Annotated in this window: 11 protein-coding genes; 2 read left to right on the top strand and 9 right to left on the bottom strand. The window is 62.2% G+C overall.

The window, feature by feature from the left end:
• Positions 1 to 8: 8 nt before the first annotated feature.
• The 5 genes from ACR0JN_RS05655 to ACR0JN_RS05635 form a co-directional block, all read right to left on the bottom strand.
• Positions 9 to 1367 carry a glutamine synthetase family protein gene (locus ACR0JN_RS05655; protein ID WP_480884684.1) on the bottom strand — a complete coding sequence of 453 codons (1359 nt, stop codon included), beginning with the start codon at positions 1365 to 1367 and terminating at the stop codon, positions 9 to 11.
• On the bottom strand, positions 1367 to 2047 hold the full coding sequence (locus tag ACR0JN_RS05650; RefSeq protein WP_480884683.1) for a type 1 glutamine amidotransferase: 681 nt from the start codon (positions 2045 to 2047) through the stop codon (positions 1367 to 1369). Before ACR0JN_RS05650 ends, ACR0JN_RS05655 begins: the two co-directional genes overlap by 1 nt.
• A 59-nt stretch (positions 2048 to 2106) precedes the next feature.
• Positions 2107 to 3426 carry a glutamine synthetase family protein gene (locus ACR0JN_RS05645; RefSeq protein WP_480884682.1) on the bottom strand — a complete coding sequence of 440 codons (1320 nt, stop codon included), beginning with the start codon at positions 3424 to 3426 and terminating at the stop codon, positions 2107 to 2109.
• Positions 3427 to 3561: 135 nt separating this feature from the next.
• The gene (locus tag ACR0JN_RS05640) at positions 3562 to 5748 is read right to left on the bottom strand and encodes a xanthine dehydrogenase family protein molybdopterin-binding subunit (RefSeq protein WP_480884681.1); all 2187 of its coding nucleotides are present in this window, start codon (positions 5746 to 5748) and stop codon (positions 3562 to 3564) included.
• A gap of 3 nt (positions 5749 to 5751) precedes the next feature.
• Complete coding sequence (locus ACR0JN_RS05635; protein ID WP_480815216.1) at positions 5752 to 6216, bottom strand: (2Fe-2S)-binding protein; 465 nt, start codon at positions 6214 to 6216, stop codon at positions 5752 to 5754.
• Positions 6217 to 6355: 139 nt separating this feature from the next.
• Between ACR0JN_RS05635 and ACR0JN_RS05630 the strand changes: the two genes are divergently transcribed.
• Positions 6356 to 6970, top strand: coding sequence for a TetR/AcrR family transcriptional regulator (locus tag ACR0JN_RS05630; RefSeq protein ID WP_480884680.1), 615 nt, complete (start codon positions 6356 to 6358; stop codon positions 6968 to 6970).
• 92 nt (positions 6971 to 7062) lie between these two features.
• The gene (locus ACR0JN_RS05625) at positions 7063 to 8061 is read left to right on the top strand and encodes a GlxA family transcriptional regulator (RefSeq protein ID WP_480884679.1); all 999 of its coding nucleotides are present in this window, start codon (positions 7063 to 7065) and stop codon (positions 8059 to 8061) included.
• A 13-nt stretch (positions 8062 to 8074) separates the two neighbouring features.
• Here the strand turns inward: ACR0JN_RS05625 and ACR0JN_RS05620 are convergent, their stop codons facing one another.
• The 4 genes from ACR0JN_RS05620 to ACR0JN_RS05605 are packed head-to-tail and all read right to left on the bottom strand — an operon-like array spanning position 8075 to position 13129.
• Positions 8075 to 8635, bottom strand: a complete 561-nt coding sequence (locus tag ACR0JN_RS05620) for a sarcosine oxidase subunit gamma (RefSeq protein WP_480884678.1) — start codon at positions 8633 to 8635, stop codon at positions 8075 to 8077.
• Positions 8628 to 11582, bottom strand: coding sequence for a sarcosine oxidase subunit alpha family protein (locus tag ACR0JN_RS05615; RefSeq protein WP_480884677.1), 2955 nt, complete (start codon positions 11580 to 11582; stop codon positions 8628 to 8630). Before ACR0JN_RS05615 ends, ACR0JN_RS05620 begins: the two co-directional genes overlap by 8 nt.
• Positions 11579 to 11866 carry a sarcosine oxidase subunit delta gene (locus tag ACR0JN_RS05610; RefSeq protein ID WP_480884676.1) on the bottom strand — a complete coding sequence of 96 codons (288 nt, stop codon included), beginning with the start codon at positions 11864 to 11866 and terminating at the stop codon, positions 11579 to 11581. Before ACR0JN_RS05610 ends, ACR0JN_RS05615 begins: the two co-directional genes overlap by 4 nt.
• A gap of 12 nt (positions 11867 to 11878) precedes the next feature.
• Positions 11879 to 13129, bottom strand: a complete 1251-nt coding sequence (locus ACR0JN_RS05605; RefSeq protein ID WP_480884675.1) for a sarcosine oxidase subunit beta family protein — start codon at positions 13127 to 13129, stop codon at positions 11879 to 11881.
• Positions 13130 to 13325: the final 196 nt, after the last annotated feature.

The following is a 13325-nucleotide window of genomic DNA, read 5'->3' as shown; positions in this document are numbered from 1 at the left end:
CCAAAGGCCTAGACATTCAGCAAAAGATGCTCTCGCTCCCACGGAGAGATCACCTGCAGGAACTCTTCGTACTCGGCCCGTTTGACGATCCCATAGACGCGCGCGAATTCCGGCCCCAGAACCTCGTGCAAGGCGGTGGCTCCATCGAACAGTTCCAGCGCGCTGCCCATGACCTGCGGAATGTCGCCGTCGCCCTCATAGGCATCCCCATAGAACTGACGGCGCGGGCGTTCCTGCTGGGTCAGGCCCAGATAACCACAGGCCAGCGACAGCGCGATGCCCAGATACGGGTTACAATCCATCCCGGCGATGCGGTTTTCGACCCGCCGTGCTTCCGGCCCGGACAGAGGCACGCGGATGCCCGTCGTGCGGTTGTCGCGCGCCCATTCCAGATTGATCGGCGCGGCGTGGTCTTTCACATAGCGCCGGTACGAGTTCACGTAGGGTGCCATCACCGCCAGACCGGCGGGCAGGTGGTTCTGCAGACCGGCAATGAAGTTGTAGAACGCGTCCGTCTCACCGCCTTGAGGGCCCGAGAAGATGTTCTGGCCGGTCTCCATGTCGATAATCGAGTGATGGATATGCATGGCCGAGCCCGGCTCATCCTCGATCGGTTTGGCCATGAAGGTGGCGAAGCAATTGTGCCGCAGGGCGGCCTCGCGGATCAGACGTTTGAAATAGAACACCTCATCAGCCAGCTTCACCGGGTTGCCGTGGCGCAGGTTGATCTCAAGCTGACCGGCCCCGCCTTCCTGGGTGATGCCGTCGATCTCAAACCCCTGATGTTCGGCGAAATCGTAGATGTCGTCGATCACCGGGCCGAATTCATCCACCGCCGTCATTGAATAGGCCTGACGCGCTGCCGCAGGGCGGCCCGAGCGGCCCATCATCGGCGTGATCCCCTGTGCGGGATCGACGTTGGGGGCGACCAGAAAGAACTCCATCTCCGGGGCCACGACCGGTTTCCAGCCCTTGTCGAGATACAATTGCACGACGCGTTTCAGTACGTTGCGCGGGCTGAACGGGATCGGATTGTCATCGCGATCATAGGCGTCGTGGATCACCTGCAGCGTCCAGTCGCCGGTCCACGGCGCGGCGGACGCGGTCGAGAAATCGGGCTTCAGGATCATATCCCGTTCGATGAACCCGTCCTCACCCGCAGCCTCACCCCAGTCGCCGGTGATCGTCTGATAAAAGACGCTGTCGGGCAGGTGGAAATAGGTCTGCTTTGCGAATTTCGACGCAGGCACCGCCTTGCCGCGCGCAATGCCGGGCAGGTCCGAGATGATGCACTCGACCTCGTCCAATCGGTGCCCGTCAATATAGGTGCGCGCCGCCTGCGGCAGCTGATCTGTCCAGTCGGCCATCAGGCCCTCTCTTTCTTGAGAAACTCGGCCATGTAGTGCGCGATATTGGCATTGTCATCTGGGGCTGTCCGCCGGTTTGCGGCGGCTTCCATCAGGGCGTCGGGCACCAGACCCTTGCCGCGCGTGCGCATCAGGCCGGTTACGAAATCATTCGAAAACTCCGGGTGGGCCTGAACCGTCCAGATCGTGTCGCCATAAGACAGCATCGCATTCCGGCAGAAGTCGTTCTGCCCCACGACGCGCGCGCTTGCGGGGGCCTCGACAACCTGATCCTGATGCCAGGCGTTCAACCAGACCTTCTTGCCGTCAAAGTCGTATTCGGTCCGGCCCACGGACCACCCGCCCGAGAACTTCTCGACCCGGCCACCCAGCGCCTGCGCGATGATCTGATGGCCAAAGCACACGCCGACGATCGGCGCGCCGCTGGTATGGATATCGCGGATCAGCTGCTCGAGCTTCGGAATCCAGGGCAGGTCCTCATACGCGCCGTGCCGCGATCCGGTGATCAGCCAGCCATCCGCGTCCGCAGTGCTGTCCGGAAACACATCATCGACAACGGCAAAGGTTTCGAACTCGAACCCGTTGCCATCCAGAAGCGCCGGAAACAGATCATCATAATCCCCGAATTCGTCTTTCAACCCATCAGGAGAGTGGCCGGTTTGTAGAATACCGATTTTCATGGTTCACCAAATTTGATCAAATTTAACCTACCCGAGTTGGTTTTGCCGGGCAAGTGGGGTCAGACGGCCTCGAGATAGCTCAGCCAGTGGTCCTCGGCGGGGCGGTCCGCAAAGCGCGCGATCTCTTGCCGTTTGGTCATAGCCATATACCGGATCAGGTCGGGCGGAAACAGGCGGGCGACCATTGGGTCCGTTTCAAAGGCCTCGACGGCGGCGGCCCAGTCGCTGGCCAGTTGCGGCAGGCCCTTGATCTGATAGGCGTTGCCCGAGATCGGGGCGGGGGGTTTCAGACTGTCTTCGATCCCCACCAGAGCCGCGCCCAGAACGGCTGCCAGCATCAGATACGGGTTGATATCCCCGCCCGCAACGCGGTGCTCGATACGCCGCGCAGCCGAGGGGCCGCCGGGGATACGAATGGCGGCGGTTCTGTTCTCATAGGCCCAGCTTGCCCCGGTCGGCGCATGGGCGCTGGGCACAAGGCGGGTGTAGGAATTGCCATGTGGTGCAAAGATCAGCGTGCTGCCGGGCATGGCCGCAAGGCACCCGGCCACGGCCGAGCGTAACAGGTCGGTACCCTCGGGGCCGCCATCGTCGAAGACGTTGCGCCCATCCTGATCAAGAACCGAAAAATGCACATGCATCCCATTCCCGGCATCATCCGCATAGGGCTTGGCCATGAAGGTCGCGCAGAACCCGTGTTTCCGCGCCAAGCCGCGCGTCAATGCCTTGAAAAGCCATGTATCATCGGCGCAGCGCATTGCGTCCTGATGGTTCAGGTTGATCTCGAACTGGCCGATGCCGCTTTCCGAGATGGCCGTTTGCGCCGGGAGACCCATTGCCGCGCAGCCGTCGTAAAGGTCGGTGAAGAAGGCCTCAAAAGCGTCCATTTCGGCTAGGGACAAGACCGCCTCGTCCGACAGCCTGCGTCCGGTGATCGGGTTGATCGGGGGTTGCGGCTGCGCCCCGGAGGCGTCGATCAGGGTGAACTCCAACTCGGTCGCGGCGACCACGGAGCAACCGCGCTTTGCGTAGCGGTCCAGCACTGCGGACAGGGCGTGCCGGGGATCGCCGGGGAAGGGTTGGCCCGCGTCATCATAGAGGCACATCGGCACCAGGACCGTCTCAGCATCGAGCCAAGGCACCGGGACAGGGCCGCGTTCGGTGGGCAGCAGAACGCCGTCGGCGTCGCCGCTTTCAAACACCAGAGGGCTGCCATCAATGTCAGCGCCCCACAAATCCACGTTCAGCGCCGAAAGCGGCATCCGCACCGCGCCTTTGTCCAGCTTGTCGGCATAAGAAGGCGGCACGCGTTTGCCCCGCAACTGGCCGTTCAGGTCACAGGCGGCGACGCGAAAACTGTGCAGGGCGCTCAGGTCCATTGGGGTCTCCGTTCCTCTCGTTTCCCGAGATGTACTGGAGCCGCCCGCGCTTGTCACTAAATTTGATCAAATTTAGTGGCCGGTCCTTAGGTGATAATCCCCGCGCCCTGTCGCCAAGGCGCGGGGACCATCGGGTCAGAGGAAGTTAACCCCGTTCTCGGCCATCGGCATTTCAGCGACCTGCACCCCGGACAGGGCGTTGATCGCATTCGCCAGCGCCGGGGCAGATGGCGGCGTGCCGGGTTCCCCAACGCCCGAGGGCGCTTCGGCAGACGGCACGATATGTACGTCAATGGCGGCGATGTCACCAATCCGCAGAGGCTCGTAATCCGGGAAGTTGAACTGATCCACGGCCCCGCTGGTCAGGGTGATTTGGTCACGCATCACATGGCCGATGCCATAACCGATACCGCCCTCCATCTGCGCCCGCACCACGTCCGGGTTGACGGCGATGCCGCAATCCACGGCGCAGGTCACCTTTTCGATCCGAATGCCGTTTTCCGGGTCGCCAGACACCTCAACCACCTGCGCAGCGTAGGATCCGAACGACTTGTGAACCGCCACACCCTGCGCCCGGCCGGCTGGCACGTTACCCCAACCGGCCTTTTCAATGGCCAGTTTCAGGACGCCTGCTTTACGCTTTTGATCCGGGTCGGTGTCGTCAACCAGATGGGCCAGCCGGAATTCCACCGGGTCGCGGCCAGCAGCTTGCGCCACAAGGTCCATCATCGTTTCCATCGCATAGGCCGTGTGAGTATGCCCCACCGACCGCCACCAAAGGACCGAGGTCGCCTTGGGCGTGTCGGTCAACCCCACCGCCATGCCCGGTATCGCATAGGGGCTGTCGCCGATGCCTTCGATCGAAGTGTGATCGATGCCATCTTTAACCACCATAGCCTCGAACGCGGTGCCCTTGATGATGGACTGCCCGGCAACCTGATGCTGCCATCCGACGATATTGCCATCGGCATCCAGACCCACGCGCACTTTGTGGCCAAAGGCGGGGCGATAGTATCCGCTGCGAATGTCATCCTCGCGCGTCCAGACCAGCTTCACCGGGCGTGTGCGGTCGGTGACGACAAAGGCCAACGCGGCCTCGACCTGATAATCCGCGTCCGGCGTGGCGCGACGCCCGAAAGAGCCACCGGCCAGCATTGTCTTGATGTGAATCTTCTCAGCGGGCAGTTGGAAGATCTGCTGATAGGCCATATGCGGCCCGGTCGGCATCTGCGCACCGTCATGCAGGACGATATCGCCCTCGGCGGTCTGTTCGATGGTGCAGTTCAAGGGCTCCATCGGGGCATGGGCGAGCAGCGGGAAGTAGAAGGTCTTTTCGATGACCTTGTCCGCCCCGTCGATTGCCGCCACAACGGCTGCGGTGTCTGCCCCGTTCACATTGTATGTGGGCTCAGCCTCCAGCGCGGCCATGATCTCGGCCCTGATCTGGTCGGAATCGCGGGTTTCCGCGCTCGACATATCCCACTCGACCTCAAGCGCATCGCGTGCCTGGATCGCGGCCCATGTGTTTTCGGCATAAACCGCAACACCCGCCTGATTGGGCAGAACGGCGGAGTTGATATAGCCTTTGACCTCTTTCGACGCGCTGTCGTCAAAACCGAGTGCGGTGCCGCCGCGCGCTTCAGGGCGCTTGATCATTGCGACCATCTGGTTCGGCAGGTGAACGTCCATCGCGTACATCGCCTGCCCATTACCTTTGATCGCCGAGTCCTTGCGGCGGACTGCTTCATTGCCAATCAGTCGGAATTCGGAAGGGTCCTTAAGACGCGGTTCCGCCGGGACCTCCAGTTGCGACGCCGCAGCGACGAATTCCGCGATCGGAGCGGATTTGTCGCCCGCTTTGACGATACCGTCTTCGATGGTGACGCCCGAAGCATCCACACCCCAGCTTTGTGCAGCGGCGTTGATCAGCATTTCCCGCGCGGCGGCCCCGGCCTGACGGTATTGCAGCCAGGAATTCGCCATCGCGGTCGAGCCGCCGGTGCCCTGAAACGGGCCAAGCGCCAGATTGTTGTAGACGTTGGGATCAGAGGGCGCGAATTCGTACCCGATTTGATCAATGGTCAGGCCGATTTCCTCAGCGATCAGTGTGGGCAGGCCGGTTGCGGGGCCTTGACCTTTTTCAAAGTGTTTGACGATGGCGGTCACGGTGCCATCGGCGTCAATCTTCACGAACGGGTTGAGCATGGCGCTTTCGGACGACGCCGCTGCCAGTGCGCCATCAGGACGGGCACCAACCAGCAGAACGGCACTGGCAGCAGCGGCGCCTTTCAGAAATCCACGGCGAGAAGTGTTGAGGGTCATGGATCAGGCCTCCAGAATTTCGGACGCGCGCTGGATACCGGCGCGGATGCGTTGATAGGTGGCGCAACGGCAGGCGTTGCCGTGCATGTAGCTGTCAATCTCTTCGGCGCTGGGCTTGGGGTTCTCGGACAGAAGACCCACAGCCGACATCACCTGACCCGACTGGCAATAGCCGCACTGCACCACATCCAACTCGACCCAGGCCTGCTGTACGGCAGCCCCGATTTTGTCATCTCCGATGGCCTCAATCGTGGTGATTTCGGCATCTTCGACATCCTCGACATAGGTCTGGCACGAGCGCACCGGCTCGCCGTTCAGATGCACAGTGCAGGCCCCGCAGGAGGCGACGCCGCAGCCGAATTTGGTTCCGGTCAGCTTAAGCTCATCCCGGATCACCCACAGAAGCGGGGTGCCGGGTTCGGCGTCAACCGTGTGGGTCTCGCCGTTCAGTTTCAGTGTGAGTGGCATGAGGGGGATCTCCATGTTGGGCTGGTTACCTGAGTCGGTAAACTCACGGGTTTACTAGTGGCACAGAAAATCGAGTCTGTAAACTCTTGCGTTTACCTAGTGTTTGACCGCGGCCCGTCAATGGGTCTATAGCTCGGGCATGAGTGAAAGCAGCGCACCTAACGCGTCAAAGCATGCACAGATCATCGAAGCTGCGGTGGCAGAGTTTCAGGAAAAGGGCTTTGCCGCAGCCAGTATGGATCGCATCTCGGCCCGGGCCGAGGTGTCAAAGCGCACGCTGTACAAGTATGTGGAAAGTAAGGAAAACCTGTTCCGCTCGATCGTGATCGAACTGTCCAGCCGCTTTGCCGAAGTGGTGGAAATCCGCTACGAAAAAGGGCGCGATGTACGTGATCAGTTAACCGAACTCGCCTGGGCCGAGGGCCGCATCCTGATGTCGCCGGACGTGATGGCGATGTCGCGGATGGTGATCAGCGAAACCTTGCGCAACCCGGTTCTTGCGGCCGAGGCGCAGGGAAGGCTGGACAAGACCGCAGCCTTTATCGACATGCTGCGCGACGCGGCTGAGGACGGGCAGCTGCAGATCGACGATCCGGAAAAAGCCGGGCGTGAGTTCATCGGCCTGATCAAGGCGCGGGCGTTCTGGCCCTTGCTGTTTTCGGGATCGGTGCTCAGCGAGGCCGAGATGGCGGAAACGATAGAGAACAGCGTTGAGATGATGATCAGCCGGTATGGAATCTCTGCCAACGGGTAAGGTGCCAGGGGCGGTTGCACTCATTTTCCGTTAAACGAAAACCAACTGGCCGTGATACAGCTACCCGGAGTGAATCGGACCAGTGGCACATCATGACCCAAAGACAGACCCGCACCGGATTTTTGATTTTTCCGGGCTTTCCCATGGCCTGCCTGACCTCGCTGATCGAGCCCTTGCGCGCCGCGAATGAGATCTCGGGCCAAGAGGTATTTTCCTGGTCCCTGATCTCGGAACAACCCGGTAAAGTACGATCCAGCGCGGATGTGGACTTTGACCCCTCAGTGCTGTTGAAAGATTTGAAATCACTGAATTATCTGATCCTTCTGTCCGCGCCAAGTGCCACGTTTTCCGATCCGCAATCCCCCGCCCATCTGCGTCGGCTACTACGGCACGGGACGCGGCTGGGGGCGGTCAGCGGCGGCGTCTTTCCACTATGCCGATCCGGGGCGGTGGGTGACGATGCCGTGTCCGTGCACTGGTGCTACGCGGCGGCGTTTCGGACCGAGTTTCCGAAGATGGCCGCCTCGGATCAGGTGGTTGAAATCGGACCTCACATCGTCACCGCCTCGGGCGCAGCGGCGGCGTTTGATCTGGCGCTGAGCATGATCGAGGCGCAGCTTGGCCCCCGCATCTCGACCGAGGTCGCCTGTTGGTTCCAGCACCCGATGATGCGCAAGGCAGGCGTCAAGCAGGTGGTTCCGGTGGCGGCCAACGACCAGACCGACGCCAGCTTCCCGCCGCTGGTGGCCCGCGCGGTGGAGCTCTACACGCAGAACCTGGCGGACCCGATGCCGATTGCGCGGCTAGGGGAAATCCTGAAGGTGTCGCCGCGCCATATCGAGCGCAGTTTCAAAAAGGCGACGGGCCGCAACCCGACCGGCTTTTTCCGCACTATGCGCATGCGGGCGGCGCGTCAGATTGTGATGTATTCGAACGAAAGGATGGCCGATATCGCCGCAGCGGTCGGTTATGCCAACGTCAAGGTGTTTTCCGGCCACTACCAGTCGGAATTCGGGATTTCACCCAAAGAGGACCGGCAGCGGATCAATCTGTATCGGGTGCAGGGTAACCTGCCGGTTCCGTCGCTTTAGCGTTTGGTCTTTCTCAACCAGCCGCCCGCATCGCCGCCACAAACGCATGGTGCAGCGATCCGGCGGCCGAGCGTGGCCCCAGAACCGAGATCAGTTGCGGCGTGCGGCAGATCACGAAACAGCCGAGATGGTCGATTGTCGTGCGCGTCGCCTCGCCGCCGGTGCAGTTGCGCAAATCCAGCGGGCACAGCAGTTCGAACACCGCCGCCAGCCCTTCGCCCTCCAGATCGAACCGGCACCAGCCGTCGGTCTGTTCGGTGACGCTGGCCTTGCCGCCGGTTTTGGCGGTCAGTTGGGCCGCAAGGTCCTCGTGGCTGTCCAGAGGGGCCTCAATCATCCATTGCTCCGTCCCGGTCCAAAACGCGGACAGGTTGCCTAGGGTCGCGTGGCCCGGTCCGGGGGCCGCGCCGCCGATGAAACCAGCCACCAGCGCTTGGGTTTCAGCCTCACCGCCCGCGCGCGCCGCGACCGAGGCAAGCGCCACGTCGGTCACCTCGCGTAGCGTGACGCCAGCTATTGTGTCCACCTGCGCAGCTTCCGCGAACAGGGGGGTAAGGGGTGTCAGATCATGCATGGAGGCGGTCTCCGTCCGGGTCGACAAAATGGGCGCTGACTACTTCGACGTCGTGATCCTGCCCGGTCAGGGGGCTGACCAGACGGATCGTCTCACCCATCCGGGCCTCGCCGGATTTCAGCAAGCCAAGCGCGATGTGACTGCCGATATGGGGCGAATAGCAGGCCGAGGTGACATAGCCCTGATCATGCGCCGCATCGACCGGATCGCCCTTGGTCATCAGATGCGCCCCTGCCGGGACCTGATTGTCTGGATCGACCGGTTTCAGCCCCACGAGTTTCAGCGCATCGTCCTGCATCAGCCCTTCGCGCTGCGATAGGATCAGGCCAATCGAGTCCTTTTTCTGCGACACCATCCGGCCCAACCCGAGGTTAAGCGCCGTGGTCGTGCCGTTCAGTTCGTTCCCGGCTGCATGACCTTTCTCGATCCGCATCACGCCAAGCGCTTCGGTGCCATAGGGGGTGACGTCGAATTCCTCGCCCGCCTGCATCAGACGGCGGATCATCGCGTCGCCATAGCGAGTGGGCACTGCGATTTCAAAAGCCAGCTCACCCGAGAAAGAGATGCGGAACAGCCGCGCCCGCAGCCCGCCGCATACGGTGATCTGGCCACAGGCCATGAAGGGAAAGGCGTCGTTCGAGATGTCGAACTCGGAATCTACCACCTTTTGAAGCAGCTTGCGTGCGTTGGGCCCGGCGACGGAAAACTGCGCCCAGCTTTCTGTGGTCGAGATTAGTTGAACGTCCATATCCGGGAACAGACACTGGCGCACGAATTCCACGTGACGATAGACACTTACGGCATTGGCGGTGGTTGTGGTGACGACGAAATGATCCTCGGCCAACCGGGCGGCGGTGCCATCATCCATGACGATTCCATCCTCGCGCAGCATCAGGCCATAGCGGGTTTTGCCGACCGGCAACTTTGCGAAGCCGTTGCAGTAGAGCTTGTTCAGAAAGGCCGCCGCATCCGATCCCTGCACGTCGATCTTGCCCAGCGTGGTTACGTCGCAGACCCCGACCGACTTGCGGGTCTGCAGCACCTCGCGATCGACCGATTGCCGCCAGCGGGTCTCGCCCGCGCGGGGGAACCATTGGGCGCGCAGCCACATGCCGGCCTCGACGAACACCGCGCCCTGTTCCTCTGCCCAGCGGTGGCTGGGGGTTTTGCGGGTGGGGCGGAATTCTGCATCGCGCGAGCGTCCGGCCAGCACGCCGATGGCGGTGGGCGTGTAGGGCGGGCGGAAGATGGTGGTGCCGGTCTCGGGGATCGATTTGCCCGCAAGCTCGGCCATGATCGCCAGCGCTGGTACGTTCGCGGTCTTGCCTTGATCGGTGGCCATGCCCAGCGTCGTGTAGCGTTTCAGGTGCTCGACCGAGACAAAGTTTTCCTGATGGGCCAGCTTTACGTCTTTGGCGGTCACGTCGTTCTGCTGGTCCAGCCATGCCCGTTTCGCGCCCTGGACGTGCCAGAAGGGCGTGATGTTGACGGGCGCGTCCTCGGCTTCGGGCAGGGCCGGGGGCTTGGCCGTTCGGCCCAGATCATCCGCCACAGTGACCGCAGCCTCGGCCCCGGATGCCAGAGCGCCCGCTGTCGAAAACACCCCCTGCGCCGCGCCTGCGACGGACAGGCCCGAAGGCAGCGCCGCACCGGGCACAAAGACCGCAACCGAGGCATCCCAGTCCGGCCGTCCGCGCTGATGGCAGGTTAGTTGCACATTCGGGTTCCACCCGCCCGAGACCCCAAGCGCGCCGCAAAAGACGCGCCGGAGGCTGCCGTCTTGCAGGGTGACATCCACGCTTTTTAGGCCCAGACGGCCTTGGGTGCCTTGGATGGTAGCTCCGCCCAGAACCTCGAAGTCATAGCTGCGAGGGGCGTCGGGTCGGGTGTCGATCACGGCGGACACGCGCACGCCTTTGGCATGCAGGTCGGAGGCTGTCCGGTGTCCGTCGTCATTGTTGGTGAAGATCGCGACCTCTTGCGCCGGGGTTGCGGCCCAGCGGTTGGCAAAAGCGCGCATGGCCCCGGCCAGCATGATCCCTGGTCGGTCGTTGTTTTGGAACGCGATGGGACGCTCGGTTGCGCCTGCACACAGGATCGCGCGTTTGGAATAGATACGCCACAGGATCTGTCGCGGCTTGCCGGGGTCGGGTTGGGGCAGATGATCGCTGACCCGCTCGACCGCGCCGTAGATCCCGTGGTCAAAGGCCCCGATCACCGTGGTGCGCGGCATCAGGCGCACGTTGCGCAGGGCGGCCAACTCAGTGCAGGTGGCGGCGGCCCAATCCGCGCCGCTTTGATCACCGACCGCGAAGCTTTCGGCATTCAGACGCCCGCCCATCAGGAAATCTTCATCGGCAAGGATGACGTCCAGCCCGGCCCGGCCAACGGTCAGAGCCGCCGCCAGACCCGCCGGTCCTGCGCCGATGATCAGCAGATCGCAGTGGCGGAAGCCTTTGTCATAGTTGTCGGGATCGGGCTCATGACTGACCGACCCCAGACCGGCTGCACGGCGGATAATCGGCTCGTAGAGCTTTTCCCAGAACGAAGCAGGCCACATGAACGTCTTGTAGTAAAACCCGGCAGCAAGAAAGCCGGACAGCCGATCATTGATCGACATCGCATCAAAGGCCAGCGACGGCCAACGGTTCTGTGATCGCGCCTCTAGCCCGTCAAACAGTTCGGCTGTGGTGGCGCGGGTGTTGGGTTCCTGCCGCGCGCCGCCGCGCAGTTCGACGATGGCATTGGGCTCTTCGGATCCGGCTGAGAAAGGCCCGCGCGGGCGGTGGTATTTGAAGGACCGTCCCATCAGACGCACGTTATTCGCCAGCAAAGCCGAGGCGAGCGTGTCGCCTTTGTACCCGGTCATCTGCTTGCCATCAAAACGGAAGGAAAAGCTTGTGGCGCGGTCGATCAGCCCACCGGTCAGACGATTGCTCTGGGTCATGTCGAACGCCCCTCGGCCCGGGCCACATCTCGGGCCAGTTCGACCTGCGTGATCTCATGCGTGGTGGTGTCGCGGGTCACGACCAGCCATGACCGGTCGCCCTGCTCGTGGAACCAAAGCTCGCGATGCATGCCAGCCGGATTGTCGCGCAGATAGCCATAGTCGATGAACCGCTCCAAGGCATTATCGGCCTGCCAGTCCGGGCGCTGGATCATGCGGGCGTCGCCCAGATAAGTGAACTCAGCAGCATCGCGCGGCCCGAGGAGCGGATGGTTGATGATCATTTCTCTTGCCCATTAATGCAGGTTCGGTTGGTTGCCCGCGCCCTTTTCGTCGATCATCAGGCCCCTGGCGAAACGATCAAAACGATAGGCGGTGGCGGTGTCATGCGGCCTGTCGGTGGCAAGCAGATGCGCATAGGCAAAGCCCGAGGCGGGCGTGGCCTTGAAGCCGCCGTAGCACCAGCCGCCGTTGAAATAGAGCCCCTCGATATCGGTCCGGTCGATGATGGGCGAGCCGTCCATGCTCATATCCATCACGCCGCCCCACATCCGCAGCAGCCGCACCCGGCCCAGCATCGGAAAGATCGCCATGCCGCCTTCACAGACATCCTCGACCACCGGCAGGTTGCCGCGTTGGGCATAGGTGTTGTAACCGTCGATATCGCCGCCAAAGACCAGACCGCCCTTGTCGGACTGGCTGACATAGAAATGCCCGGCCCCAAAGGTGACGACCCCCGGCAGGACAGGTTTCAACCCTTCCGAGACAAAGGCCTGCAGCACATGGCTTTCAATCGGCAGTCGCATCCCCGCCTTCTCCATCACGCGCGAGGATGACCCGGCCACGCAGGACGCCACCTTTTTTGCGCCGATATAACCGCGAGAGGTTTCGACCCCCACAACCCTGCCGTTTTCGATGCGAAAGCCCGTCACCTCGCAATTCTGGATGATATCCACACCCCGCTGGTCGGCGGCGCGGGCGTAACCCCAGGCCACCGCGTCATGCCGCGCGGTGCCGCCGCGATGCTGTGCCAGAGCGCCCTTGATCGGGAACCGGGCATTGTTGACGTTCAGAAACGGGTATTTTTCCAGCACCTGTTCGGTCGACAGCAACTCGGCATCCGCGCCATGCAGCAGCATCGCATTGCCGCGCCGGACATAGGCATCGCGCTGGGCGTCCGAGTGGATCAGGTTCAGAATACCCCGCTGGCTGACCATCGCGTTGTAGTTGAGGTCCTGCTCCAACCCCTCCCACAGTTTCAGCGAGAACTCATAGAACGGCTCATTCCCGTCCAGCAGATAGTTCGAGCGGATGATGGTCGTGTTCCGCCCCACATTGCCGCCGCCGATCCAGCCCTTTTCCAGCACGGCAATCCGGCTTTGGCCAAACTCCTTCGCCAGATAATGCGCAGTGGCCAACCCATGCCCGCCGCCGCCGATGATGACATAATCATAGTCGGAATTCGGGGCCGCATCCCGCCATGCGGGTCCCCAGCCCCGATGCCCCGTCAGGGCTTCTTTGATGACGCGCAGGCCAGAATATCGCATGAGATCGGACTCCTTTGCCAGACTATCGCGGGTTTTTGGCCGCTCGTCGCGCCCAAGTCGGACGAAATTGGGAAGAAATCGGACTCGGGAGTGCCTAAGACCCGCAAAGAAGGGCGGCTGTCTGCGGCCTGTGGATATGCTACACCGCAGTCGAATCAGGAACTGGCCTCGCAAAGAAGCAGACGGAATTGGTGCT

Source organism: Ruegeria sp. G12 (assembly GCF_056533565.1).
The sequence above is the reverse complement of the archived record's forward strand: the minus strand, read 5'-3'. Positions and strand labels throughout refer to the sequence as shown.